Annotated in this window: 21 protein-coding genes, 1 tRNA gene and 1 pseudogene; 15 read left to right on the forward strand and 8 right to left on the reverse strand. The window is 71.2% G+C overall.

Features of this window, described 5'->3' with window-relative positions:
- The first annotated feature begins 106 nt into the window (after positions 1 to 106).
- The 4 genes from M2271_RS21935 (at position 107) to M2271_RS21950 (ending at position 5,040) form a co-directional block, all read left to right on the forward strand.
- Positions 107 to 1,441, forward strand: a complete 1,335-nt coding sequence (locus M2271_RS21935; RefSeq protein WP_280888993.1) for an extracellular solute-binding protein — start codon at positions 107 to 109, stop codon at positions 1,439 to 1,441.
- Positions 1,442 to 1,445: 4 nt separating this feature from the next.
- Positions 1,446 to 2,456: a sugar ABC transporter permease gene (locus M2271_RS21940; protein ID WP_280888994.1), complete on the forward strand. Its 1,011-nt coding sequence runs from the start codon at positions 1,446 to 1,448 to the stop codon at positions 2,454 to 2,456.
- A gap of 12 nt (positions 2,457 to 2,468) precedes the next feature.
- On the forward strand, positions 2,469 to 3,377 hold the full coding sequence (locus M2271_RS21945; protein WP_280888995.1) for a carbohydrate ABC transporter permease: 909 nt from the start codon (positions 2,469 to 2,471) through the stop codon (positions 3,375 to 3,377).
- A gap of 199 nt (positions 3,378 to 3,576) precedes the next feature.
- Positions 3,577 to 5,040: a GH1 family beta-glucosidase gene (locus M2271_RS21950; protein ID WP_280888996.1), complete on the forward strand. Its 1,464-nt coding sequence runs from the start codon at positions 3,577 to 3,579 to the stop codon at positions 5,038 to 5,040.
- A 129-nt stretch (positions 5,041 to 5,169) separates the two neighbouring features.
- Here M2271_RS21950 and M2271_RS21955 read toward each other — a convergent pair whose 3' ends face one another.
- Both M2271_RS21955 and M2271_RS21960 read right to left on the reverse strand, forming a co-directional pair.
- Positions 5,170 to 6,039, reverse strand: coding sequence for a fused MFS/spermidine synthase (locus M2271_RS21955; protein ID WP_280888997.1), 870 nt, complete (start codon positions 6,037 to 6,039; stop codon positions 5,170 to 5,172).
- 101 nt (positions 6,040 to 6,140) lie between these two features.
- The gene (locus M2271_RS21960) at positions 6,141 to 6,554 is read right to left on the reverse strand and encodes a hypothetical protein (protein ID WP_280888998.1); all 414 of its coding nucleotides are present in this window, start codon (positions 6,552 to 6,554) and stop codon (positions 6,141 to 6,143) included.
- Positions 6,555 to 6,859: 305 nt separating this feature from the next.
- Here M2271_RS21960 and M2271_RS21965 point away from each other — a divergent pair, with 305 nt between their 5' ends.
- A complete protein-coding gene (locus tag M2271_RS21965; protein WP_280888999.1) occupies positions 6,860 to 8,356 on the forward strand; it encodes a tetratricopeptide repeat protein in 1,497 nt (498 codons plus the stop codon).
- 244 nt (positions 8,357 to 8,600) lie between these two features.
- Here the strand turns inward: M2271_RS21965 and M2271_RS21970 are convergent, their stop codons facing one another.
- Positions 8,601 to 9,191: a histidine phosphatase family protein gene (locus M2271_RS21970; protein ID WP_280889000.1), complete on the reverse strand. Its 591-nt coding sequence runs from the start codon at positions 9,189 to 9,191 to the stop codon at positions 8,601 to 8,603.
- A 194-nt stretch (positions 9,192 to 9,385) separates the two neighbouring features.
- Here M2271_RS21970 and M2271_RS21975 point away from each other — a divergent pair, with 194 nt between their 5' ends.
- The 5 genes from M2271_RS21975 to M2271_RS21995 all read left to right on the forward strand — a co-directional run bounded on the left by M2271_RS21975 (position 9,386) and on the right by M2271_RS21995 (position 15,953).
- Positions 9,386 to 10,339: a phosphatase PAP2 family protein gene (locus M2271_RS21975; protein ID WP_280889001.1), complete on the forward strand. Its 954-nt coding sequence runs from the start codon at positions 9,386 to 9,388 to the stop codon at positions 10,337 to 10,339.
- Positions 10,290 to 11,561: a hypothetical protein gene (locus tag M2271_RS21980; protein ID WP_280889002.1), complete on the forward strand. Its 1,272-nt coding sequence runs from the start codon at positions 10,290 to 10,292 to the stop codon at positions 11,559 to 11,561. Before M2271_RS21975 ends, M2271_RS21980 begins: the two co-directional genes overlap by 50 nt.
- The gene (locus M2271_RS21985) at positions 11,552 to 13,231 is read left to right on the forward strand and encodes a hypothetical protein (RefSeq protein WP_280889003.1); all 1,680 of its coding nucleotides are present in this window, start codon (positions 11,552 to 11,554) and stop codon (positions 13,229 to 13,231) included. Before M2271_RS21980 ends, M2271_RS21985 begins: the two co-directional genes overlap by 10 nt.
- Positions 13,232 to 13,529: 298 nt before the next feature.
- Positions 13,530 to 14,867: an AAA domain-containing protein gene (locus M2271_RS21990; RefSeq protein WP_280889004.1), complete on the forward strand. Its 1,338-nt coding sequence runs from the start codon at positions 13,530 to 13,532 to the stop codon at positions 14,865 to 14,867.
- 147 nt (positions 14,868 to 15,014) lie between these two features.
- Positions 15,015 to 15,953 (forward strand): MerR family transcriptional regulator, encoded by a 939-nt coding sequence (locus M2271_RS21995; protein ID WP_280889005.1) that lies wholly within the window; start codon positions 15,015 to 15,017, stop codon positions 15,951 to 15,953.
- A 234-nt stretch (positions 15,954 to 16,187) separates the two neighbouring features.
- Here M2271_RS21995 and M2271_RS22000 read toward each other — a convergent pair whose 3' ends face one another.
- A complete protein-coding gene (locus M2271_RS22000) occupies positions 16,188 to 16,547 on the reverse strand; it encodes an ASCH domain-containing protein (RefSeq protein WP_280889006.1) in 360 nt (119 codons plus the stop codon).
- A 465-nt stretch (positions 16,548 to 17,012) separates the two neighbouring features.
- On the opposite strand from M2271_RS22000, the gene M2271_RS22010 reads away from it, so the two are divergent.
- From M2271_RS22010 to M2271_RS22020, 3 genes and pseudogenes are all read left to right on the forward strand, one after another.
- A complete protein-coding gene (locus M2271_RS22010) occupies positions 17,013 to 17,381 on the forward strand; it encodes a hypothetical protein (RefSeq protein WP_280889007.1) in 369 nt (122 codons plus the stop codon).
- A 250-nt stretch (positions 17,382 to 17,631) separates the two neighbouring features.
- Positions 17,632 to 18,206, forward strand: a pseudogene (locus tag M2271_RS22015) (bifunctional DNA primase/polymerase).
- Positions 18,197 to 18,270, forward strand: a tRNA-Lys gene (locus M2271_RS22020). The pseudogene M2271_RS22015 and the gene M2271_RS22020 overlap by 10 nt, the downstream one beginning before the upstream one ends.
- 96 nt (positions 18,271 to 18,366) lie before the next feature.
- Here M2271_RS22020 and M2271_RS22025 read toward each other — a convergent pair.
- Positions 18,367 to 19,629, reverse strand: coding sequence for a M6 family metalloprotease domain-containing protein (locus tag M2271_RS22025; RefSeq protein WP_280889008.1), 1,263 nt, complete (start codon positions 19,627 to 19,629; stop codon positions 18,367 to 18,369).
- A gap of 314 nt (positions 19,630 to 19,943) precedes the next feature.
- Between M2271_RS22025 and M2271_RS22030 the strand changes: the two genes are divergently transcribed.
- Positions 19,944 to 21,752: an EAL domain-containing protein gene (locus tag M2271_RS22030; RefSeq protein WP_280889009.1), complete on the forward strand. Its 1,809-nt coding sequence runs from the start codon at positions 19,944 to 19,946 to the stop codon at positions 21,750 to 21,752.
- Positions 21,753 to 21,830: 78 nt separating this feature from the next.
- On the opposite strand, the gene M2271_RS22035 is transcribed toward M2271_RS22030, so the two are convergent.
- The 3 genes from M2271_RS22035 to M2271_RS22045 all read right to left on the reverse strand — a co-directional run bounded on the left by M2271_RS22035 (position 21,831) and on the right by M2271_RS22045 (position 24,740).
- The gene (locus tag M2271_RS22035) at positions 21,831 to 22,925 is read right to left on the reverse strand and encodes an LLM class flavin-dependent oxidoreductase (RefSeq protein ID WP_280889010.1); all 1,095 of its coding nucleotides are present in this window, start codon (positions 22,923 to 22,925) and stop codon (positions 21,831 to 21,833) included.
- A gap of 259 nt (positions 22,926 to 23,184) precedes the next feature.
- Positions 23,185 to 23,916, reverse strand: coding sequence for a decarboxylase (locus M2271_RS22040; protein ID WP_280889011.1), 732 nt, complete (start codon positions 23,914 to 23,916; stop codon positions 23,185 to 23,187).
- Complete coding sequence (locus M2271_RS22045) at positions 23,913 to 24,740, reverse strand: aspartate/glutamate racemase family protein (RefSeq protein ID WP_280889012.1); 828 nt, start codon at positions 24,738 to 24,740, stop codon at positions 23,913 to 23,915. The genes M2271_RS22040 and M2271_RS22045 overlap by 4 nt, the downstream gene beginning before the upstream one ends.
- A 184-nt stretch (positions 24,741 to 24,924) precedes the next feature.
- Here M2271_RS22045 and M2271_RS22050 point away from each other — a divergent pair, with 184 nt between their 5' ends.
- The gene (locus M2271_RS22050; protein WP_280889013.1) at positions 24,925 to 25,956 is read left to right on the forward strand and encodes a D-2-hydroxyacid dehydrogenase; all 1,032 of its coding nucleotides are present in this window, start codon (positions 24,925 to 24,927) and stop codon (positions 25,954 to 25,956) included.
- The last annotated feature ends 52 nt before the right edge of the window (positions 25,957 to 26,008 follow it).

Genomic DNA, 26,008 nt, shown 5'->3' on the forward strand with positions numbered 1-26,008 from the left:
CACATACACAACCCGCACGTTCCCCGCCCGAGCCGCAGCTAGAAATAACGGGCCCAACAACGCAGTTGGCCGGGGGGTCGGCACGTCAGGGCAACAGGAGGACGCAATGCGAGCACGTACCCGATCCGCCCGCAACCGGGCGGTTGTCCTCGCGGCCGTAGCGTCGTTGGGCGTCGGACTGCTGGCCGGCTGCGCCGACGACGGAAACGACGGCGGTGACGGTTCGTCTTCGGACGGCGGCAACGGCAGCGGAAAGACCACGGTCACCCTGGGCCTCTTCGGCACCCAGGGCTTCAAGGAGGCCGGGCTCTACACCGAGTACGAGAAGCTGCACCCGGACATCAAGATCGCCGAGAACGTCGTCGAGCGGAACGAGAACTACTACCCGGCTCTCGTCAACCACCTCACCACCAACAGCGGTCTGCAGGACATCCAGGCCGTCGAGGTCGGCAACATCGCCGAAGTCGTGCAGACCCAGGCGAGCAAGCTCGTGGACCTCTCCAAGGCTCCGGGGGTGAGCAAGAGCGCCTGGCTGGACTGGAAGTGGTCGCAGGCCACCACCAAGGACGGCCAGACGGTCGGACTCGGCACCGACATCGGCCCGATGGCGATCTGCTACCGCAAGGACCTCTTCCAGCAGGCCGGTCTGCCGACCGACCGCACGGAGGTCGGGAAGCTGTGGGCGGGCGACTGGAGCAAGCTGGTCACGGCCGGCGAGAACTTCAAGAAGAAGGCTCCCAAGGGCACCTACTTCATGGACTCCCCCGGCGGTCTGCTCAACGCGATCGTCAGCAGTGAGAAGGACAAGTACTTCGACTCCTCCGGCAAGGCCATCTACAAGTCGAACCCGGCCATCAAGAACGCCTTCGACCTGACCTCGAAGGCCGCCACGGACGGGCTGGTCGGTGCGCAGACGCAGTTCCAGCCGGCCTGGGACACGACGATCGCCAACAGCAAGTTCGCCGCGGTGGCCTGCCCGCCGTGGATGCTCGGCTACCTGAAGGGCAAGTCGAAGCCGGAGTCCGCCGGAAAGTGGGACGTGGCCGCGGCGCCCAAGGCCGGCAACTGGGGCGGCACCTTCCTGGCCGTGCCCAAGAGCGGCAAGCACGTCAAGGAGGCGCAGGAGCTGGCCGCCTGGCTGACCGCGCCCCAGCAGCTGGCGAAGCTGTTCAACGTGCAGGGCAGCTTCCCGAGCACGCCGGGCTCCTACGACCTGCCGCTGGTGACGGACGCGAAGAACACGATGACCGGTGACTCGCCCATCGGCAAGATCTTCGCCGAGGCCGCCAAGTCCATCCCGACCCAGGTGATCGGCCCGAAGGACCAGATCATCCAGCAGGGTCTGACGGACAACGGCGTCATCCTGGTCACGAAGGGCAAGTCGGCCGCGGAGGCCTGGAACACGGCCACCAAGACCATCGACAACAACCTGGAGAAGTGACCGGATGACCACCCGGCACGACACCGCCGCGCCCCCCGCGAAGGAGGGGGGCGCGGCCCCGGGCCGCCCTCCGGCAACGCCCGCGGACGCGGAGACGAAGCGCCGGACCCGGCTGTCCCGCCGCTGGCAGCGGGACGTGCGCTGGAGCCCGTACGCGTTCGTCTCGCCGTTCTTCCTGTTGTTCCTCGCCTTCGGTCTGTTCCCGCTGGTCTACACGGCCTGGGCCTCGCTGCACACGGTGGAGCTGACGGCGCCCACCGACATGGAGTGGGCGGGGCTGCACAACTACACCCGGATCTTCGACGACGACTTCTTCTGGAACGCGGCGAAGAACACCCTCACCATCGGGATCATCTCCACCGTTCCGCAGCTGGCGATGGCGATGGGCCTCGCGCACATCCTCAACTACAAGCTGCGCGCCTCGACCTTCTACCGGGTCGTGATGCTGGCGCCGTACGCGACCTCCATCGCCGCCGCGTCACTGGTGTTCGTCCTGCTCTTCGGCCGTGACTACGGCATGATCAACTGGGCCCTGCACTTCGTCGGCATCGACGCGATCGACTGGCAGAACGACAAGTGGCCTTCGCAGTTCGCCGTCTCGTCGATCATCATCTGGCGGTGGACCGGCTACAACGCGCTGATCTACCTGGCGGCGATGCAGGCGATCCCGCAGGACCTGTACGAGTCGGCGGCCCTGGACGGCGCCAACCGCTGGCGGCAGTTCCTCCATGTCACGCTGCCGTCGCTGCGCCCGACGATCCTGTTCACCGTGGTCGTCTCGACCATCGGCGCGAGCCAGGTCTTCGGCGAGCCGCTGCTGTTCGACGCCAACAAGGGCGCGTCCGGCGGCGCGGAGCACCAGTTCCAGACGCTCGGCCTGTACCTGTACGAGCAGGGCTGGGTGAACCAGCACCTGGGCCGCGCCTCCGCGATCGCCTGGACGATGTTCCTGATCCTCATCGTGGTCGGGATCATCAATTACGTCATCTCGCGCCGGTTGCGCGCCAGTAGTTAAGGAGAACCGGCCGTGACGACGACCCTGACGAAACCCCCGGCCGACGCGGTGCCGAAACCGCCCAAGCGTTCCCGGCGCCCCAAGTCGGCGCGCGCGGGAGGGCAGTTGCACGCGGGCCCCATCGCGTACGTCATCCTCGCCCTGTTCACCATCGGCTCGCTGTTCCCGCTGGTGTGGACGGCGATCGCCGCCTCGCGCGACAACCAGCGCCTGGCCGAGTCCCCGCCGCCGTTCTGGTTCGGGAGCGGCCTCTTCGACAAGCTGGAGATCGCCTGGAAGGACGCCAACCTCGGTGAGGCGTTCCTCAACACCACGCTCGTGGCGGGGATTTCCTCGCTGACCATCGTCTTCCTGTCGACGATCGCCGGGTTCGCCTTCGCCAAGCTGCGCTTCCGGGGGCGGGGCGCCATGCTGCTGATCGTGATCGGCACGATGATGGTGCCGCCGCAGCTCAGCATCATCCCGCTGTACATGATGGTCGCCAAGCTGGACTGGTCCGACCAGTTGCAGGCGGTGATCCTGCCGTCGCTGGTGAGCGCGTTCGGTGTGTTCTTCATGCGTCAGTACCTGATCCAGGCCCTGCCGGACGAGATCATCGAGGCGGCCCGGGTGGACGGTGCGAGCAGTTGGCGCGTGGTGTGGCACATCGTGTTCCCGGTGGCGCGGCCGGCGATGGCCGTCCTCGGCATGCTGATGTTCGTACAGACATGGAACGACTTCATGTGGCCGTTCCTGGTGCTGACCCAGAACGGCAACCCGACCGTGCAGGTCGCGGTGGCGGGCCTGGGCCGTGGTTTCACCCCGGACCAGTCCCTGATCATGGCGGGCGCGCTGCTGGGCACGCTGCCCCTGCTGCTGGTCTTCGCGATCTTCGGCAAGCAGATCGTGGGCGGCATCATGCAGGGCGCCGTGAAGGGCTAGGCGCTGGTCCCCAGGGGCGGGGTCCCCTTCCCCAAGGGCTGGGTCCCCTTCCCCAAGGGCTGGGTCCCCTTCCCCAAGGGGCTTGGGCCACCGCCGTCCCAGCCCCCTTTCCCCCTTCTCTTCTCTTCTCTTCTCTTCTCTGCCTCTCCCCTCCCCCCATTCACTCGTCGGTCTCCTCGACCTCCTTGGGAGCGCTTCCATGCCTGAGTCCGAAAAGCCGGACACCCCGGTGACCTTCCCGCCCGCCTTCCTCTGGGGCGCCGCGACCTCCGCGTACCAGATCGAAGGGGCGGTGCGGGAGGACGGCCGTACGCCCTCCATCTGGGACACCTTCAGTCACACGCCGGGCAAGACGGCTGATGGCGAGACCGGTGACATCGCCGTCGACCACTACCACCGCTACCGCGACGACGTGGCGCTGATGGCGGATCTGGGCTTGACGGCGTACCGCTTCTCGATCTCCTGGTCGCGGGTACAGCCGACGGGCCGCGGTCCGGCGGTGCAGCGGGGTCTGGACTTCTACCGGCGGCTGGTCGACGAGCTCCTCGCGCACGGCATCAAGCCCGCCGTCACCCTTTACCACTGGGACCTGCCGCAGGAGTTGGAGGACGCGGGCGGCTGGCCGGAGCGCGACACGGCGTACCGTTTCGCGGAGTACGCGCAGATCGTCGGCGAGGCGCTCGGCGACCGGGTGGAGCAGTGGATCACGCTCAACGAGCCGTGGTGCAGTGCCTTCCTGGGCTACGCCTCCGGCGTGCACGCCCCGGGCCGTACGGACGCGGCTGCGTCCCTGAAGGCCGCGCACCACCTGAACCTGGCGCACGGCCTGGGCACCACGGCCCTGCGTTCGGTGATGCCGGCCCGCAACTCGGTCGCGGTCAGCCTCAACTCCTCGGTGGTCCGGCCGCTTTCGCAGGACCCGGCGGACCTGGCGGCGGCCCGGAAGATCGACGACCTGGCCAACGGGGTCTTCCACGGGCCGATGCTGCACGGCGCGTACCCGGAGACGCTGTACGCGGCGACGGAACTGGTCACGGACTGGTCGTACGTGCAGGACGGTGACCTGGCCGCCATCCACCAGCCGCTGGACGCGCTGGGCCTCAACTACTACACCCCGGCGCTGGTCGCGGCGACGGACCCGGAGGCGGACGGCCCGCGGGTCGACGGCCACGGTGCCAGCTCCCACTCCCCCTGGCCGGGCGCGGACGACGTCGCCTTCCACCAGACGCCGGGCGAGCGCACGGAGATGGGCTGGACGATCGACCCGACCGGCCTGCACGACCTGATCATGCGCTACACCCGCGAGGCCCCGGGCCTGCCGCTGTACATCACCGAGAACGGTGCGGCCTACGACGACAAGCCCGACCCCGACGGCCGGGTGCACGACCCGGAGCGGATCGGCTACCTGCACGGCCACCTCTCGGCGGTCCGCCGGGCCATCACCGACGGCGCGGACGTCCGCGGCTACTACCTGTGGTCCCTGATGGACAACTTCGAGTGGGCCTACGGCTACGGCAAGCGCTTCGGCGCGGTCTACGTCGACTACGCCACCCTGACCCGGACCCCCAAGTCGAGCGCCCACTGGTACGCCCAGGCGGCCCGGACGGGCGCCCTCCCGCCGGTGACTTCGGCGGATCTGCCGCCGCTGGCGGCCACGGACTAACACCCTGGGGGAGCGGGGCGGGGCGCGGCACCCGACGGGGGGTGTCGCGCCCCGGTGTCGTACACACCGCGTGACCGGGTGGAGATCGGGAACTGCTGAGCCGCCAGGACGAACTGCCGAGTCAGCTGGTCAACGGAAGGCGGACGGCGGTGGTGCGGGCGACGCCACGGCCCCCGCGTCCGTCACCGGCACGGCCCCGCCCGTGAAGTCGGTGAGCTGTTTGCCGTGTTCGACGCGACCCGGGTGCGGGTCGGAGGCGGCGCGGCGGGTGAGTTCGGCGAGCGGGAGCGGGTGGTCGCAGGCGACGAGGACCGCGTTGCCGAAGCGTTTGCCGCGCAGCACGGTCGGGTCGGCGACCAGCGCGAGTTCCGGGAAGCGGGCCGCCGCGGTGGCGATCTGGCCGCGCAGATGGGCCAGCGGCGGCCCGTCGGCGAGGTTCGCGGCGTAGCAACCGCCCGGCTTCAGGGCCCGGCGGACCTCGTCGAGGAACTCGGTCGAGGTGAGGTGGGCGGGGGTGCGGGCCCCGCCGAACACATCGGCGATGACGAGGTCGGCCCAGCCGTCGGGCACCTTCGCCAGGCCCTCGCGGGCGTCCGCCGACCTGACCCGGATCCGCGCGTTGGGCGCCAACGGCAGCTCCCGGCGGACCAGTTGGACCAGGGCCGCGTCCCGCTCGACGACCTGCTGGGTGGAGCGGGGGCGGGTGGCGGCGACGTACCGGGCCAGGGTCAGCGCGCCACCGCCCAGATGCACGGCGTGCACGGGCCGGCCGGACGGGGCGATCAGGTCGATGACATGCCCGAGCCGACGTTGGTACTCGAAGGACAGATACGCCGGATCGTCCAGATCGACATGCGACTGCGGCGCCCCGTCGACGAGCAACGTCCAGGCCCGCGCCCGGTCCCGGTCGGGTATGAGCTCCGCGAGCCCACCGTCGACGGCCTCGACGACGGCGCTCACGGCCGCGCCCTGGCGCCGGGGGTTCCTGGACTTTCCCATGGGGCCATTATCGGGTGCCGCACCCGGGACGACTCAGCGACCGTGTACGCGGTTCACCGGCATATGCCTCTGAAGGGACGGCCCAGCGATCTCCTGCCGGGTCACCGGCAGTTGTCCGCCACCTCGATCAGCCGTGCCGCCTCCCCCAGTGCCGCCCGCAGCACCGCCGGATCCGTCGCGAGGTCCGCGTCCCCCGGCGGCAGCAGCCAGTCCGAGCCCTCGACCGGTGACAAGGGGCTGGGCCTCAGGCCCCGCCGGTCGGTCTCCGTGCAGGTGCTCCCCGGCATGTCCCAGGCCGCCGCGGTGCCCGGCGGAACCAGGAACCCCAGCGTGTCGCCGCCGCCGTCGTGCAGTACGGGCCCCACGGCGTCGCCCACCCCCCGCCGCAGGATGTCGACCGCCTCCAGCCCCTGTCGCGTCGGCACCGTGACGAGATCGCACGCGGTGTCCGGACAGGAAGGCGGCGCGCTGGACGCGTCCCGCGTACACGGATCGATGCTCTGACTGGTCTCCATCCCGGCCTCCACTACGGAACCCTCCTCCCACGAACGGGCCGGGAGCCAACGGGCTCCCGGTCCACCCTGTTCAACGCGGCGACGCGTCAACGGCTACGGCCGAAGTCCGCCGCAAGGATGGCAGTTCATGGCAGATCTCGGAGGAGATATCCGGTTTGTGGCCAAACCCTGTGTGGCGGGCCGTGCACAGCAGGTACGTTCTTGCCCGCCGGAGACCAGGGCGAACACGTCGACACATCATCAACTCGCTGCGCATTCGCTCCGCTCCCGGCATGGTTCGACGGTTCGCACGAGAGGACCCGGCCATGACGTCGTCAAAGGCGACCTCGCCCCAGCCCCCCACACCACCACGGCCCAATCTCGCCTTCCGGGAGTTGCGCGGACAGCGCTCGCCTGCCGAGTTCGCCGCGGCGGTACGGCGGGCCGGGAACGAGATCGGCGAGCGGGTCAGCTGTGACGCGCGGTACGTCGGCCGGGTCGAGGCCGGGGAGATCCGCTGCCCCAACTACGCATACGAACGGGTGTTCCTGCACATGTTCCCCGGCCGCACGCTCACCGACCTCGGGTTCGCGCCCCGCTCGTCCGTCCGCGGACGCCAGGCGAGCGCAGCTGAGGACGCGCCTCCTGCACACGCCTCGAACCCGGCGTGCTCGCCGGGTGAGACGCGGGGGACGGACGAGCCGTATGACACGCAGGAGACGTATGACACGCAGGAGACGCAGGACACGCAGGGTCCGTACGGGACACAGGGACCGTACGAGACGCACGACAACTACGAGGAGAGCGACGTGCTGCGTCGCGCATTCATGACCGGCGGGGGCACCACGGTGGCCGCCGCCTCGCTGGGCCCCCTGGGGCTCGCCTTCGACGCCGCGGCCGCGGACCGCCCCCTCCGCCGGGTCGGCGGGAGCGAGGCGAGCGCGCTCGAGGAGGCCGTCCGCAGAATCCGGCATCTGGACGACCGGCACGGCGCGGACGGTCTCTACCGGCGCGCGGCGGTTCCGCTGCGCGCTGCGTACGCGCTGCTGGACGCCGGTGTGACCCGGCAGAAGACCGCCGACCGGCTCCACTCCGGGGCCGGTGAACTGGCCATCTCGGTGGGCTGGCTGGCCCACGACTCGGGCCGCTACGACGACGCCCGCTCGCACTACGCGGAGGCCCTCGCGACCGCCCGGGTGAGCGGCGACGACGCCCTGGAGGCGCACGCCTTCTGCAACACGGCGTTCCTCGCGCGCGACGCCGGACGGCCCCGTGAGGCGGTCCGCGCGGCCCAGGCCGCGCAACGCGTCGCCCGCCCGCTGGGCTCCGCCCGGCTGATGTCGCTGCTCGCGCTGCGCGAGGCGGGCGGCTGGGCCGGGCTGGCCGACCGCACCGGCTGCGAACAGACGCTCGCCCGCGCACAGGCCTTCTATGAGCGAGGCCTCTCGGACGCCGACCCCGAATGGATGAGCTTCTACGGGGAGGCCGAGCTGGAGGGCCTGGAGGCACAGTGCTGGTCGGTGCTGGGCGACTGGCGGCGCGCGGCCCGGCACGCGCGCCGGGCGGCCGACCTACAGGACCCGCACTTCACCCGGAACATCGCCCTGTACACGGCGGAGCTGGCCGACGACCTCGCGCGTGGGGGCCGTCCCGACGAGGCCGCCGCGGCGGGCATGAAGGTGCTGGACCTGCTGAACGAGGTCCAGTCGTCACGCATCCAGACGATGCTGGCGGGCACGGCGAGAGTGCTGCGGCCGCACCGGCGGGCATCGGGCGTGCCGGCGTTCCTGGAGAGGCACGGCTCACTGCCGCGTACCGCCTGAGCCGGCCACCGGGTCCGGACGGGTGAGCCAGGTCGTTATAGGTGAGCCAGGTCGTTACGGGTGCGTCAGATCGTCACAGGTGCCCCAGGCCGTCACAGGTGCGCCAGACCGTCACGGGTGCCCCAGGTCGCTATGGGTGCAACAGATCGTCACTGGCGTGCCGGATCGCCACGGGTGCAACAGATCGTCACAGGTGCGCCAGGCCGTCACAGGTGCGCCAGGCCGTCACAGGTGCCCCAGGCCGTCACAGGTGTCCCAGGTCGTTCCAGCTCTCGATGGCCGGTTCGCCGTACGCCCAGCCGAGGACCGACAGCGAGGCCGGGTTCAGCCGGATGCGCGCCGCGAAGTCCAGCGGCAGGCCGAGCCAACGCGCGCCTATGGACCGCAGGATGTGCCCGTGCGCGAAGACCAGCACGTCCCGGTCGGCCTCCCGCGCCCACGCGACCACCTCGTCCGCGCGGGCCGTCACCTCGGTGGGGGACTCACCCTCCGGCACGCCGTCGCGCCAGATGAGCCAGCCGGGCCGGAGGGCCTGGATGTCCTGGGGGGTCAGGCCCTCGTAGGCGCCGTAGTCCCACTCCATGAGCGTGTCCCAGGTGCGCGCCCGCTCACCGAAGCCGGCGAGTTGGCACGTCTCCCGCGCGCGGGCCAGCGGGCTGGTGCGTATCTCGGCCCCGTCGAGGCTGTCGAACGGCGCCCGGTGCAGGCGCTCGCCGAGCAGTTCGGCGCCGCGCCTGCCCTCCTCCAGGAGGGGGAGGTCGGTCCTGCCGGTGTGCTGTCCGGACAGCGACCACTCCGTCTGTCCGTGCCGGGCCAGCAGGATGCGCGGTGCCATGGGGGACCTTTCCGGATGAATGCGGAGGCGGAAAACCCTTCCATCATCCCGCACCCTGTGCAGGGGCAACCCGACGGGCGATCTCTGCGTCTTTGAGGGCCGGGGGCGATCCACGCAGGAGTGGGAACAGGCCGTAAAGTGGCCCGACGGGCCAGACATCACCGGGCACGCGAGACGAAGGGGGAGGCGATCGGATGCCGCAGACCATGACACCGGGCATCGAGACAGCCCCACGCACCCGGCTGCGCTGGTGGACCGAGCTGCCACTGATCGTCCTGGTGTACGCCTGCTACTCGGCGGGCCGGCTGCTGGCGCGGGGCGACGTGAGCGGCGCCGTCGACCACGGTCTGACGATCCTGCGCATCGAGAAGTTCCTGCACATCAACGCCGAGCACCCGCTCAACCGACTGTTCACGAGCAAGGCCTGGCTGGGTGTACCGGCCGACTTCTGGTACGCGTCGCTGCACTACCTGGTCACGCCCGCCGTCCTGATCTGGGTGTTCCGGTCGCACGCCGTGCACTACCGGATGGCCCGGACCTGGCTGATGACATCGACCTTCATCGGCCTGATCGGCTTCACCCTGCTGCCGACCTGCCCGCCCCGCCTGCTCTCCTCGGGCTACGGCTTCGTGGACACGATGGCCCAGTACAGCTCGTACGGCTGGTGGGGCGGCGAAGCCAGCGCCCCACGGGGACTTGGCGGTATGACCAACCAGTACGCCGCCTTGCCGAGCCTGCACGTGGGCTGGGCGCTGTGGTGCGGAGTGCTGCTGTGGCGTTACGGCACGACGCGTACCGCCAAAGCCGCCGCTGTCGTCTACCCGCTGGTGACGACGATCGTGGTGATGGGCACCGCGAACCACTACTTCCTGGACGCGGTCGCGGGCGCTGCCGTGATGGGCGTCGGACTGCTGCTCGCGCCGTACGTCATACGCGCCGCGGAGTGGGCGAAGGCGCGCCTGCGGGCCCGGTTCGCGGGCGGCACGGCGGGCTCTGCCGACGCACCTGCCTCAATTGTCAGTGCCGGATGCAAGACTTCCGCGGGTGAGCACATTCCACGGCAGCGCGATTCCCGGTTCGCAGGCGGAGCCGAGCCAAGTGCCTCCCCCACGGACACCGGGGAGAGCGCTCCGGCACCGGCTCGCTGAGCTGCGCGGTCCCGAGGTCCCGGCCAAGGCGCTGGACGCCCGCGCCCTGGCGGCGCTCGCCGCCAACCCCGGCTGCCGGCGGCGCGCGATCCTCGACGGTGCCGGGGTGAACAAGACGGCGCTGGCGAGCGCGCTGGGCGCGCCCTCCGCTTTCGGTCAGTCGCAGTTCGCCCTGACCCGGGGTAACGCGTTCGAGGCGCGGGTGAAGTCGGACGGCGGCGCGGAGCTGCTGCGGCTGGTGCACGAGAAGCTGGACCACAAGGCCCGACCGCCGTCGGACGCCGAGGTCCCCGACCTCACCGCGATCGGCCCCGAGGGCCGGACGGCGCGTACGGCCCTCGCCCTGCGCGAGGCCACCGCGGCCGGCGCCTGGACCCTGCTCGACCACCCGATGCTCGCGCTCGACGTCGCGGGCTCCCCCGCCTTCCTGGAGCCGGACGCGGTGGTCGTGCACCCGGACGGCAGCTGGACGGTCGTCGAGATCAAGTCCTTCCCGATGCTGGACGGCTCCGCGGACCCGGCGAAGGCCGGCGCGGCGGCCCGACAGGCCGCGGTGTACGTACTGGCGCTGGAGGAAACCGCCGCCCGACTGGACCCGCCCGCGCGCGTACGCCATCACGTCCTGCTGGTCTGCCCCAGGGACTTCTCCAACCTGGCCACCGCGTCCGCCGTCGACATCCGCAAGCAGCGTGCGGTGACCGCCCGCCAGCTGACCCGCCTCACCCGCCTCGGGGACATCGCCGACGCCCTCCCCGAAGGCACCTGTTTCTCCCCCGAGCTGCCCCCCGAGAAGCTCACGGCGGCCGTCGAGGCGGTCCCGGCGACGTACGCGCCCGAGTGCCTGTCCGCCTGCGAGCTGGCCTTCCACTGCCGCGCCCGCTCCCGCTCGGCCGGTGCGGTGACCTCCCTCGGCCGTTCGGTCCGCGCCGAACTGGGCGGCCTGGCCACGGTCGAGGACGTCCTGGCGGCGGCCCGCGGCGAGGCCGGCGACCCGGACGACCCGGCAGTGGCGGCGCTCAGGAGAGCCGCGGAACTCCGGGCGGAGGCCCTCGGACAACGGGGAGGGGGCACGGCCGACGAGGGTGCACGCCACGAGGGTGCGACCCACGAGAGCACGGCCCTCGGACAGCGGGGAGCGGACACGGCCGACGAGGGTGCACGCCACGAAAGTGCAACCCGCGACAGCACGGCCCCCGCCCAGGAGGTGACGGAGTGTCACTGATCTCCGCCCTCGCCCGCCTCGAAGCGGTCAGCACCGGCCGGGCCCAGCCCGCCGCGACCGTCCGGCACCGGCGGCTGTCCGACCATCCGCTGGTCTTCGTGCCGCTCACCACCGCCGGTGAGGCCGGCGCCCCGCTCGGCGCGCTGGTCGGCACCGACCGGGACGCCCCGCGGCTGATGGTCGTACCACAGCCCCGCGACCGCGACCTCAGGTTCGCGTTCCTCGCCGAACTCGCCGACCTCGTCCTGCCGTACGTCGACACGTACGCCGAATCCGTCGAGGCCGCCGAACGCACCGAGACCGACCCGGAGACCGGCAAACGGGTCAAGGTCGAGGTGGACCTGTGCGCGGACGCCCCGCAGCTGATCGTGCCGAGCCGCGCGGGCATCGAGTTCGTACGGCTGCTCGGGCGCTCCCTGCGCTTCCGGCGTACGGCGGAACAGGACCCGGAGACCCCCTACCCCGCGCCGCCCCGGCTGCCGTTGCTCGGCCGGTGGCTGACCCACTTCGGGGAGCGCGCCCGGGTGCCCGGCTCCTCCCTGCTGCTGGCCATGACGGACGTGCTGGCCCGGCACTGGGCCACGGGCCAGTCCACCCTGGAGGACCAGCATCTGGGCGCGCTGCTCGCCTGGATCGACCCGCCCGAGGGGATCTCCGGCGCCGAGGCGGCCGTCGAGGCCGAACTCGGCCGGGACACGCACGGCCGGCTGGTGTGCCCGCCCGCCGGCCCGGCCACCGACCCGGCGTTCGACAACAAACTCCTCGCCCCCGCCATCGAGCGCTACGACCATGCCCGCACCGCGCTCGCCGCAGCCGAGGACGGCCCGCAGGCCGACGACCGGCTCGGCATCCTCACCGCCGCCGAGCACGAGCTGCGCACCCTGATCGAGAGCCAGACCCGCCCCACCTGGGACGCGGTGTGGCGGGGCCTGGACCTGCTGCGGGCGCTGCCGGAGGGCGCGCACGTCGAGGAGCGGTGGACCCGCGACCGCTGGTCGTTCACCGCCCACCGCGACCGTGTCCTGGCCGGCGAGCCTCCGCAGCCGCGCCGCGACGACGCGGTCACCGCCGCGAACAAGCTCGCCGCGCGCGAACGCGAACAGGCCCGCCTGGAAGCCCAGGAGGCCCTCGACGACCCGCTGGTGATGGCGGGGCGGCGGCTGGCCGGGGAGGCGTTCGCCGGCGAGGTCACGGATGTCGTCATGGCGTACAGCGAGAGCAAGCGGCCCAGCCCCCGCCCGCTGGTGACCGTCCGCACGGACGACCGGCCACAGCTGGGCGCGCGTACGAAGGTGTACCGGTCCCTGGGCGGGAAACCGCAGGCCGCCGAGTTCGTGGGCCAGGCGTTCGCGGGCCGGGAGGCTGCGAACCCGGAGGCTGCGTGTCAGGAGGTCGCGGGCCCGGAAACGGAGGGCTCGGAGTCCGCGGGCCCGGAAGCGGAGGGCCTGCTCGTCCTCCGGATCGTCGACAAGATGGGCCGCGGCAAGGAGCCTGAGCCCGGATCGGTGCCGGAGAAGGGCGACCGGGTCTGCTTCACCCTCTTCGAGCACGAGCAGCGCGGCGGCGCGAAGCTGCCCGACCCGGAGGACACCCCGTGGACGCACGGCGGACCGCCCGGTGAGGCGACGGTTCCCGATCCCGACCCCGTGACCGAGGAGGACACCCTTTGAACCCTCCCCCAGCTGAATCAGGGGGATTCCTGGCTCAGGAAGCCCCACTGGTCAGCGACCAGAAAGGTCTTACTCCCTCAGCACCAGCCGGGACGGAACCTGCCCGGTTACCCGAAAGCGTCGGTGTGCGCCGACTTGTCTCTCGCTCAGCGCGTCGTACGTGCTTGGTTCTCGCTACGCACGGTACGCAGCTTGCCCGATCGTGTAACCGGTCTTTCGCCCTTGAGGCGAAACCCCGTCCGCTGCCCTGCTCCGCAGGGGTTCGATTCCTCCCCGGCCTGACCTCGAAGGAGACCTGGTGACGGCTCAGCCCTTCGATCCCGGCGCCGCGGCCTCCCGCGCCACCGAGGCGATCCTCCACGACACCCTGCACGGCACCCACCGCGGGGTCGTCGTCGACTCCCCGCCCGGCGCCGGCAAGTCCACGCTCGTCGTCCGGGCCGCGCTCGAACTCGCCGACGCCGGACGCCCGTTGATGGTGGTCGCCCAGACCAACGCCCAGGTCGACGACCTGGTGCTGCGGCTCTCCGAGAAGAGCCCCGACCTGCCGGTCGGCCGGCTGCACAGCAGCGACAGCGACCCGTACGACAAGGCGCTCGACGACCTGCCGAACGTACGGAAGTCCTCGAAGGCGTCCGACCTCGGCGGCCTCGCGGTGGTGATCTCGACGGCCGCGAAGTGGGGGCATGTGAAGGTCGACGAGCCGTGGCGGCACGCGATCGTCGACGAGGCGTACCAGATGCGCTCCGACGCGCTGCTCGCCGTGGCCGGTCTCTTCGAGCGGGCGCTGTTCGTGGGCGACCCGGGCCAGCTGGACCCGTTCTCGATCGTCGGCGGCGAGCAGTGGGCGGGCCTGTCGTACGACCCGTCGGGCTCCGCCGTGACGACCCTGCTCGCGCACAACCCCGAGCTGCCGCAGCACCGACTGCCGGTGTCCTGGCGCCTGCCGGCGTCGGCGGCCCCACTGGTCTCGGACGCCTTCTACCCGTACGCGCCCTTCCGCAGCGGCACCGGCCACGACGACCGCCGCCTCGCCTTCGCGGTCCCCTCGGACGGTTCGGGACCCGACCAGGTGATCGACGAGGCGGCCGTGTCGGGCTGGGGCCTGCTGGAGCTGCCCGCGCGGTACACCCCGCGCACGGATCCCGAGGCGGTGCGGGCGGTGGCGACGGTCGTACGCCGGCTGCTGGACCGGGGCGGCGCGGCCACCTCGGAGCGCTCCCCCGACCCCACACCCCTCACCGCCGACCGGATCGCGGTCGGCACCGCCCACCGGGACCAGGCAGCAGCGGTCCGCGCGGCACTGGCCGAGCTGGGCGTCACGGACGTGACGGTCGACACGGCCAACCGCCTCCAGGGCCGCGAGTACGACGTCACGGTCGTCCTCCACCCGCTCTCCGGCCGCCCCGACGCCACCGCGTTCCACCTGGAGACCGGCCGCCTGTGCGTCCTGGCCTCCCGCCACCGGCACGCCTGCATCATGGTCTGCCGCGCGGGCGTCCCCGACCTCCTCGACGCCTACCCGTCCACCGAACCGGTCCAGCTGGGCACGGTGGTGAAGTTCCCGGACGGCTGGGAGGCCATGATGACCACCTACGACCACCTGTCCAACCACCGGGTGACCTGGCGCCCGTGACGCCTACGGGGCTTTGAGCGTGGCGACCCTGCGGTGGCCGGTCATGCGCAGGACGCGTGCTTCAGCAACTCGGAGGACGTCTCGGTCGGGGCACCGCTGGGGAATGGCCTTGAGTCTCCAGTGACTGGAGACAGCAGAGTGGGGGACATGGACGTTACGACCCTCTACTCGATCGGGGAGCTTTCCCGGCGGACCGGCTTGTCTGTGAGGACCATCCGGTTCTACTCCGATTCGGGGGTGGTAGCGCCGACCACCCGTAGTCCCGCCGGTTACCGGCTCTACGACCTCGACGCACTGCTTCGTCTGGAACTTCTCCGCACCCTGCGCGAGCTGGGCATGGACCTGGCCACGATTCAACGGGTACTGGACCGCGAGCTCTCGGTGGCGGAAGTCGCCGCGGCGCACGCCGACGCCGTGGACGTCCAGATCCGGATGCTGCAACTGCGTCGGAGCGTTCTGCGAGTCGTGGCCAGACGCGGGTCCAGTCCCAAGGAGACCACACTCATGCACAGGCTCACGCAGTTGTCCGGCGAGGAACGCCGACGTTTGATCGACGATTTCGTGGAGGGCACCTTCGGCACAGTGGATGCCGACCCGACCGCGGTGGCCATGGTTCGCGCTGCCACTCCCGACCTCCCCGATGATCCGACCAGCGAGCAGGTCGCCGCGTGGGTGGAGCTCGCCGAGCTGGTCGGCGACGAGGATTTCCGTGCCCGGATGCGCCGGACAGCCGTACGTCAGGCCGCCGGGCGCCCGCTCGACATCGAATGCGATGCCGGCGAGGAACTGATGGAATTCACCCGTCAGAAGGTGGCCGAGGCCATGGAGTCGGGCATCGACCCGCTCAGCGACAGGGGCGCACCCGTCATCGACGACCTCGTGCACCGCTTCGCCGAGGTGCTCGCGCGCACCCCTGACACAGAATTCCGGGACTGGATGGCCCAGCAGTTCGAAGAGGCGCACGATCCCCAGGTGGACCGATACTGGCGGCTGGTGTGGATCGTCAACGGCTGGCAGGTGGTACCGAACCTGATCCCGGTGTACCCCTGGCTCATCCAGGCCCTGCGAAATCACCGTGACGCATAGTCACCGCAGCGGACACGCCCCGGATCCCTGAATGAGTCCAGGGGATCGCCTGCGGACATGAGACGAGGGCGTCCAACGTCGATGTGTGACCAACGACCTGGACACCCTCGCAACGGCACTCCATGCCCGGACTGACGACGAGTTGAAGGCCTCACCGTGGCTGGCGCGGTGGCCTGAGTCCCGGTGCTCGGCTTCCACTCCTGCAACAAGATCCCCTGAGCTTCCGCGGGGGTACTACGGGCCGAGCCGCTCGATCTCGATCGCGAGGGCGCCGAGTGCTTCCTTCTCGGGTGGGTAGATGCCGCGGATGTTCGCGAGTTGCTGCTCGCGAGTGCTGGTCGGGTTAACGTTCGCCGGTCCCTCGCCGTCGAGCAGCGCCTCGAAGCCCGGGTGCTCCGTCACTCGCAGCACCCGGACGTCGCACGTCTCGTCGGTGCCCTTGACGCGGAACCGGATCACGTCGCCGGCGGCAATGCCTTCAAGGTGCGGATACCGCACCCGGACCTCGATCGTCTTGCGGCCGGCCGCGACCAGGTCGAAGTACTGGCGGTACAGGTTCAGCTCGTGCCGGCGGGCGGTGGTCGTGTCTGTCATGGGGCAGTGACGCTCCTCGCGGGTCGGGACATCAGGCGGCCGAGCTCCCCGGCCGAGTACGAGCGGAAGAAGTGCCGCGGGTCTCTGAGGAGCACCGCGCCCATGTCGAGCAGCCGGTCGGCGTATGGGGACAACGAGCCCGGCCACCTCCTGGTGTCGAGCATCCACGGTGCCGTGCCATCGGGCACCGCGCGGGGTCAGGAACCCGTCCGCATGTGCTCGCGTACCCCTTCGTGGAAGTCCGGGAGGTCAGGGCTGACGCCCCCGACCGCATACGGCTGATGAGCCGATCGACCGTCCAGGAGCAGGCCTGCACGGGGAACATCGCGCACCTTGGGGACCTTGATACCGCTGGAGTGTCCGGAGCCACCGTCGGTGTCACTCGGCGCTCTTGCGTGGGCGCGGGACAATGGATGGTGGCACGTTTCCAGACAGGTCATCCGTGACGTACGAGGAGGACAAGACATGGCGGAGCCCACGCCGCGTCGGAACGAACCGCGGCTACGCCCCGCGCCTTTGCTCTTCGAGCCCGCGCAGGCCGGCGCGGATCCCGAGCACTTCTTCGACCTGGAGTCGATCGACGACCCCCGGGAGCTGCTGGCCCGTGCGACGGAACTGACGCAGGCGTTCCGCGCGGCCACCGACCGTGCCGTGGAGTTCCAGGCGATCGCGGCGGCCCAGCTGGCCGACCCACGCCGCTTCGACCGGCTGACCCCGGCGGACATCGCGGCGCGGGCCGAGTGGACCGAGGACTACGCGAAGAAGATGGTCGAGTACGGCCGGGACCTGCTGCGCGGCGACGTGGAGGGCCGGGGGACCACCGACCCGGTGTGAGACGCCTCCCTGGGGGGCCTCCCAGGGGCTACTCCCCGGGGGCCCAAAGCCTCCAAAGCCTCCACCGGGGCGCCCGAGGCCTCCTGGGGCGTCCCCCGAGGCACCCGGGTCCACAGCGGCACCCTGAGGCGTCCCGAATCCCCCGTCGCGGCATATGCCAGGCGGGCAAGATACTCCCCCTGACTCCCCCATGTCCGACTTTTCGGCAACTCCAGGAAACCGCGCACTCACAGCCCGTACACATATCCCCATGAGCAGTCCACGGGATGAGCAGGCACACATCACCCCGGACGGAGCGGCCTGGCTCGCCTCCGCCGGAACACATCCGCGCAGCACTCTGGCGCTCTGGGAGGAGCGGCCGGACGCGCCGGTCGTCCTGCCCTGCGGTTCCGCCTTCGACGTGGTCAGCGCGCCGGCGGTCTTCGGGCGCCGCATGGTCGACCGGCTGTGGGCACAGGGCCCGGGATCAGGGCCGGTCGCGGCGTTCCGGGGCCGGATGCTCCTGTTCGCCCCGCCCGGCACGGCACAGCGGCTGCCCTCGCTGCTGCACTGGGAGGAGTTCGGCCGTACGGCCACGATCCCGCCGCTGCTGTGCCACGGCATCGGGGACGCGGTGACCGTCCCCGCACCCCTGGCCGCCGACGGCTCTCCCGGCCGCCCCGACGCGCGCTGGCTGGTCGCCCCGGAGACCCGCCGACCTTGGCTGCCGGGCCCGGAATTCCTGCTCTGGGCGGCCGTCCGGGCGGCCCGCGCAGCGGTGCGGATATCGATTTTTCCCCCGGCGGATCAGGGTGCTAAGGTCTAGACGTCGGCAGGCGCCGCTAGCTCAGTTGGTTAGAGCAGCTGACTCTTAATCAGCGGGTCCGGGGTTCGAGTCCCTGGCGGCGCACGATGACGAAGGCGAGGCAGGTTCGCGGAAAACGCGAACTGGTCTCGCCTTCGTCGTGTCCGCGTGCTCATGTGTCCGCTCGCTCAGGCCGAGCGGTCACCCGACCGTGATCTTCACCGTCCACGCCCCCGAAGCCGTCCGCCCCTCCACCTCCACCCGGACGTTCTCGCCGGGCACCGTGAAGCTCTCGCCGAGGGCGACCGGGGCGTCCGCGAGGGGTGGATAGACGGAGTTCTCCCAGCAGGCGTCGGTGTGCGGGTGGGCGTCGATCACCTCGACGGGCCCGCGGCCGGACTCGGCGGCGCCGCTGATCCGGTAGACGAGGATGCCCGGCCGGCAGGCCGCCGTGTCGTTGCCGACCGGACCACGCGCCTCGAAGGCGAGCGCGCTGTCGGCGCCGGTGCGGACGACCGCGAGCTCGGTCCCGTGGCCGAGCCCGAAGGCCGGCGCCCCGGCGGCGCCCGTCGCCGGGACACCCGGCCCCGCACCGAGCGGCTCCAACGTCAGCCAGGTCGGCCCGCTCCGCCGTACGCAGGTCACCTGCCTCGGTTCCAGCCAGCCGAGCTTCCACTTGTGCCAGCCGAAGAGATCCGGCGCCAGCCCGAACTGGCTGCCCATCAGATCCCAGTCGCCGACGTACGTGTCCCAGTCGCCCTTGCCGTCCACCGGCCGGTGGTAGAGGTCCGGCAGATCGAAGACGTGCCCGGTCTCATGGGCCAGAACCAGCCGGTCCGGCGGGTGCTGCTCGAACACCGTGACGACCCGCCGGATGTCCGTGCCGTCGGCCCGCAGCGGGGTGTCCAGGTTCACCACCTTCGTCGCGTCCGAGTCCACGCCGGGCGCGTCCGGGTCGGCGACGAAGTAGACGACGTCGTAGCGGGAGAAGTCGACCTGCATGTCGGCCGCGGCGAGCGCGTCGTGCAGATAGGCGGCGCGGTGCGGGGCGCTCCAGTCGCGCTGTATGACGTACGAGGTGGACGACTTCGGCATCCGGGTCCAGTGCCGCAGCGGGTGCGGGCGCAGGGTGAACCGGCCGTAGGAGGCGCGCTCGAAGAAGCGGCTGGTGGCCGGGAAGTGGTCGGCGGCCAGCCTGGCGGGGGTGGTCAGCGGGACGGAGTCGGGGAAGGAGAGGAAGATCATCACCGCGTCCAGCGCGCGGGTCGGGCGCGGATAGGCGGCGTTCCAGGTGTCCAGGCCCTCCGAGTGGTGGGCGACGGTGCGCTGGAGGGCGCAGGGTGTCGCCGAGAACGGCTCGGCGACCGAGGGGCCGGTGACGAGGGAGGTCGCCACGAGGGCCGACAGGGTGGTGAAGAGGGCCGCGGTGCTGCGCAGGCGGGGGCGCGAGAACAGACGCGGCACAGGGACCTCCGGGAGCGGTTCAACGGGACACCGCACTCAGATTGTGTGAGTTTGTCGTACAAAGCCCTGTTTATCTGCACCAGACGAGTGAGAGGGCCGAGGGGCCGTCAGCAGCGACACCCCCGAACCGCTCACGGAACGTCACAACTGGTCAGACGCCTGAAGAACCCGCCCAAGGTCCGAGCAGAAACGATCTGTCGGAACGGCGGGTTGTTCCGGGACAATGGCGAGTGGCTGGTAGGCCTTTGGGGCAGCCTCTATGATCGGCACACTTTCCTGCCGGACAGCGATCGAGTGCACTGCGGGAGCGAGCGGTGAGCGGAACGTCCGAAGGGCCGACGCCCGCGGCAGACCTCGACCGGTCAGCCGTCACAGAGAGTGATACCCATGCGGCTCGCGGTGCCGAGCCCCGGACCTACCGCTCGGTCTTCACGGCCGCTCCCCTCGCGATGGCCGTCGTCGACCGCGAGGGTCTGGTCGTCGGCGCCAACGCCGCCTTCGGTGACCTGCTCGGCAGGGAGCCCGACGCGCTGACCGGACGGATCGTCGCCGACCTGGTGGACCTGGCCTCCGACGCCCGTATCCGGCACGCCTACCGAGAGGTCCTGCGCGGCCGGCAGGCCCGGCTGCGCTGCACCCGCCGGCTCAAGCGCCCCGACGGCCAGTCCTTCTGGGCGCAGGTCACGGTCGCTCCCCTCAAGGGCGAAGAGGCCGGCACGGTGCTGCTGTCGGTCGCCGACATCAGTGTCCGCCGTGAACTTCAGGCGCGGCTGCGGCACTTGCAGATGCACGACCCGGTGACCCGGCTGCCCAACCGCGCCCTGTTCTTCGAACGTCTTTCGGCCACGCTGGAGGCGGAGTCGGACAAGCAGGGCGGCACCGGCCGGGTCGGCCTGTGCTACCTGGACCTCGACGGCTTCAAGGCGGTCAACGACACCCTCGGCCACCGTGTCGGCGACCGGCTGCTGGCCGCCGTCGCCGACCGCCTCACCCGCTGCGCCGACCAGGCCGGGCGGGGCAGGGCCGGCGCGCCGCTGGTGGCCCGGCTCGGGGGCGACGAGTTCGCGCTGCTCGTCGAGGGCTCCACCGGCACCGAGCAACTCGCCGATCTCGCCGAAACCGTACTGAACGCGGTCCAGGCCCCCTTCGACATCTCCGGACAGCGGCTGTCGGTGTCCGCCTCGATCGGTGTGGTGGAACGCCAGTCGGCGGGGACCAGCGCCACCGGCCTCATGCAGGCCGCCGACACCACGCTGTACTGGGCGAAGGCCGACGGCAAGGCCCGCTGGACCCTGTTCGACCCGGAGCGCAACGCGCACCGCATGACCCGGCAGGCCCTCGTCTCCACACTCCGCCCGGCGATCGATCGCGGTGAGTTCACCCTCGAATACCAGCCACTGGTGGGGATGGAGGACGGCCGACTGCGGGGCGTCGAAGCGCTGGTCCGCTGGAACCATCCGCGGTTCGGCATGCTGACGCCGAATCGGTTCATCGGACTGGCCGAGGAGGACGGCTCGATCGTGCAGCTCGGCCGCTGGGTTCTGGCCACCGCCTGCCGTCAGGCACGGCAGTGGCAGCTGGACCACCCCGACGAGCCGCCGATCTTCGTGAGCGTGAACGTGGCGGTCCGCCAGGTGTGGGACTCCGACCTGGTCGCCGACGTGGCGGACATCCTCGCCGAGACCGGTCTGGCGCCGCAGCTGTTGCAACTCGAGCTCACGGAGTCGGCGGTGATGGGCTCGGCGGGCCGCCCGCTCCAGGCGCTCCAGGCGCTCAGCGACATGGGCGTGCACATCGCCATCGACGACTTCGGCACGGGCTACTCGAACCTGGCGTATCTGAGCCGGCTGCCGGTGTCGGTACTGAAACTGGACGGGTCGTTCGTCCGGGGCTTCCAGTACGAGGGGGAGGGCGTCCCGCCGAACCCGGCCGACGAGGTCGTCGTCGAGGCGATGATCCAGCTCGCCCACCGGCTCGGCCTGACGGTCACCGCGGAGTGCGTGGAGACCTCCGCGCAGGCTGCCCGGCTGCGGCGGATCGGCTGCGACACCGGCCAGGGGTGGCTGTACTCGCGGCCGGTGCCGCCGGATCGTATCTCCGGACTGCTGGGGGTACGGGTGTGAGGCGGGAGTACGGGGCTGAGTCGGGAGTAGCGGGAGTAGTACGGGTGCGACGCGGGAGTACGGGCGTGAGGTGCGGGCTCAGGCGGTCGGCAGTCCGTAGGCGTCCGCGATGAGTTCGTACGAGCGCAGGCGTACGTCGCCGCTGTGCGCGTTGCCCGTGATCATCAGCTCGTCGGCGCCGGTGCGCTTGTGGAGGTCGTCGAGGCCGGAGCGGACCTCGTCGGGGGTGCCGTGGATGACGTTGGTGTTCCAGGAGTCGACGAACTCGCGTTCCATGGGGCTGAAGTCGTAGGCCTCGGCCTCTTCCGGGGTGGGCACGAGGCCGGGGCGGCCGGTGCGCAGGCGCACCATGTTCAGCGCGGCGGCGAGCACCTGACGGCGGGCCTCCTTCTCGTCCTCCGTGGCGAGGGCGGAGACGCCGATGAGGGCGTACGGCTCGTCGAGGACGGCGGAGGGCCGGAAGGACTCGCGGTACAGGTCCAGGGCCGGGACGGTGTTCTGGGCCGAGAAGTGGTGCGCGAAGGCGAAGGGCAGACCGAGGGCGCCGGCCAGACGGGCGCTGAAGCCGGAGGAGCCGAGCAGCCAGACGGGCGGCCGGTGCGGAGACTGGACGCCGCCGGGGGAGGTCGCCTGGACCGGGCCGGGGACCGCGTGGATACGGCGGTAGCGGTGGCCGTCCGGGAAGTCGTCGTCGAGGAAGCGGATCAGCTCCGCGAGCTGCTGGGGGAAGTCGTCAGCGCCCTCGTTGAGCCGCTCGCTGCGCCGGAGGGCGGCGGCGGTGGCGCCGTCCGTGCCCGGGGCGCGGCCGAGACCCAGGTCCACACGGCCGGGGGCCATGGCCTCCAGCGTGCCGAACTGTTCCGCGATGACCAGCGGGGCGTGGTTGGGGAGCATCACGCCGCCCGAACCGAGGCGGATGCGGGTGGTGTGGGCGGCGAGGTGGGCGAGGATCACGGCGGGGGAGCTCGACGCCACGCCCGGCATGGAGTGGTGTTCGGCGACCCAGTAGCGGTGGAAGCCGCGGGACTCCGCGAGCTTGGCTATCTCGACGCTGGTGCGCAGCGCGTCGCCGGCGGTGCGGCCGGAGCCTACGGTGACCAGGTCCAGGACCGAGAGGGGGGTGGGTGCGGTGCCGTGCGTCGTTCCCCGGATCTCGTCTGCCGTTGCGGTCACGGTGGGTGCCTCCTGGTGCTGGGCCGGTGCGATGTCCTCCGGAGGCAACAGGAGGGGGGCTCCGTTTATTTCCCGGCGCCGGCGTCGCTGACGGCGCTGCGAGGGATCCGCCCCGGGTGCGGGCGCTGCCGGGGCTCCGCCCCCGGGCACCGGAAGACCCCGGGGGCTGTGCCCCCGACCCCCGACCCTCGACCCCCCGGCCTGGGCGAAGGTCGGGGGTCGGGGGTCGGGGGCACAGGTCCCTGCGGTAGGACCGGGGTCAGGCCTGCACGATCGGCTCCCTCGTGAACAACGCCCCCAGTACCGGTGCGTTCACCCTCCGGTCGGCCAGCCTCAGGGCCTCCCACACCGTGACCTGGTTCGCGGTGAGGACCGGCTTGCCCAGGTCCTTTTCGAGGGTCGGGAGGTGGGCGGCCGTGTGCAGGGCCGTGTCCGGCAACAGCAGAACCTCCGCGTCCGGGGAGTCCGCCTCGCGGGCCAGGGCGAAGACCTCCGCCTCGCCCCACGTGCCGACCTCCGCCGCCGTGATGATTCCGGAGCCGCGGACGCCGGTCACCTCCAGGCCGGCCGCGCGCAGGAAGTCCGCGAAGAGGCCGGCCACGTCGTCCGGGTAGGTCGCGCCGACCGCGACCCGGCTCGCGCCGAGCTCCCGGACCGCGTGCACGAAGCCGAAAGAGGTGGAGGAGGCCGGCAGGCCGGCGGCGAGGGCGAGGGCGCGTACCTGTTCGTGGGCGCCCTCCCAGCCGTGGACGAAACTGCCGCTGGTGCAGGCCCACACCACCGACTCGGCGCCCGACATGCGCAGTTCCTCGACGCCCGCCGCGAGCCGCTCCGCGGAGCCCATCTCAAGGAGGGCGTCGACCCGGTGGGCGTCCTCGCCCATGTCGGTGTGCACCAGGTCCAACCGGACGTCGCTCCCGAGCAGCTGCTCGATGCGTGGATAGTCGTCCTCGGCGGAGTGGCCCGGGTAGAGGAATCCCAGTGCTGTCATGTCGAGCCTTCCTGCTGCTGTTCTTCGTCCGGCAGTCGCGGGACGTCCGGGAGGCCCGGTCCGTCCGGCAGTACGGGGCCGAGCCGGGCCGCCGGATCGATCAGCGCCTGGTACGGTCCCACGGCTCGGGTACCCAGTCGGCGCAACGCCGCCCACATCGTCACCTGGTTGGCTGAGATCACCGGGATCCGCAGTTCCGCCTCCAGTTGGGGGATCACGTCGTACGTGGGGAGGTTGGTGCAGCTGATGAACAGCGCGTCGGCTCCGCCGTGTACGGCCCGGCGTGCCATGGCCGCCACGTCCCGGTACGGGACCTTCCAGATGTGCCTGGTCAGGCCCATGTACGCGCATCCGGTGACGGTGACGCCCGCCTGTGCCACGTACTCCTCCAGCGCACGGGTGACGGACACGGTGTACGGCGTCACCAGGGCCACCCGGTGGGCGCCGAGCTCCGCCAGCGCCTCCAGCAGCGCCCCGGACGTCGTCACCGACGGCAGTGCACCGCCCGCCCGGGTCATCGCCTCGCACATCGCCCGCTCCCCCGCGATCCCGCCGACGAAACTGCCGGAGGTGCAGGCGTAGGCCACGACCTCGGGCTCGATGGCGATGAGCGTGCGGACCGCGTCGTGCAGGGTCTCGTGCTCGCTGACCAGGCGGGCGAGGTCGAGGCTGACCTCGACCGGGACGTACGGCGTCCGGGTCAGGTGGAGGGAGACCTCGTCGGGCACCCAGCGCCACAGCTCCCGGTCGAGGGCGAAGTCGAACGGGGCGACGACCCCGACACCACGCTGGGGGCGTGGGCCCCCCAGAAACGAAACGTCCATGGCGACACCGGCCTCACACTGAGGGACCAGGGGACAACGGACCGTGCACACGCCCCTGTTGACGAAGGTAGATATGGGTGCCAGCGTGGTCAATCCGCCCTGGTGACGCCCGCGTCACGCCTCGGTCACCCGCTCGTGTCCGCCCACGTCAGGCGGCCGTCACCGCCCGAGAAACGGCTGAATAATGACCGCATCCGCATCCGCATCCGTATCCGCATCCGGCTCTACATCCGCTTCCGTATCTACATCCGCGTCCCCGTCCTCCGCCCGCTCCTCCCCCACCCTGCTCGTCCTGGACGCCGACCCGCCGCCCCGGCTCGGGAAGCTCACCGGCCGTGCCCGGGTCGAGCACGCGGACGCGTCGACGCTCGCCGAGCGGCTGCCGTTCGCCGATGTGCTGCTGGTGTGGGACTTCACCTCGCACGCGGTGCGCGCGGCCTGGCCCGGCGAGGGGCCGCGGCCGCGCTGGGTGCACACGGCGAGCGCGGGCGTGGACCATCTGATGTGTCCGGAACTCGCCGCCTCCGACACGGTGGTGACGAACGCGCGGGGCGTCTTCGACCGGCCGATCGCCGAGTACGTCGCCGCGCTGGTCCTGTCGATGGCCAAGGACCTACCGCGGACCCTGGAGTCGCAGCGAGAGAAGACCTGGCGGCACCGGGAGTCGCAGCGGGTGGCCGGCACGCGCGCGTGCGTGGTCGGGTCCGGGCCGATCGGACGGGCGATCGTCTCCACACTCAAGGCGCTCGGCGTCACCGCCGCCCTGGTCGGCCGCACCCCGCGCACCGGCGTGCACGGCCCGGACGACCTGGACCGGCTGATGGCCCGCTCGGACTGGGTGATCGCGGCGGCGCCCCTCACGGAGCAGACGCGCGGCATGTTCGACGCCCGCCGCTTCGGCATGATGCAGCCCTCCGCCCGCTTCATCAACATCGGCCGGGGACAGCTGGTCGTCGAGGACGCGCTGGTCGAGGCGCTGCACAAGCGCTGGATCGCGGGCGCCGCCCTGGACGTCTTCGAGCACGAGCCCCTCACCCCCGACAGCTCGCTCTGGCAGGTCCCGAACCTGATCGTGTCCCCCCACATGAGCGGCGACACGGTCGGCTGGCGGGACGAGCTGGGCGCACAGTTCGTGGAGTTGTACGAGCGCTGGGAGACGGGCAGATCACTGCCGAACGTGGTGGACAAGCAGCACGGGTATGTACCCGGACACTGACGTCCTACGTTCTACGTTTTACGTCCTACGTCTTACCTCTTACGTCCTGCGG

The sequence above is a fragment of the Streptomyces sp. LBL genome (assembly GCF_029893585.1).
Taxonomy (GTDB): domain Bacteria; phylum Actinomycetota; class Actinomycetes; order Streptomycetales; family Streptomycetaceae; genus Streptomyces.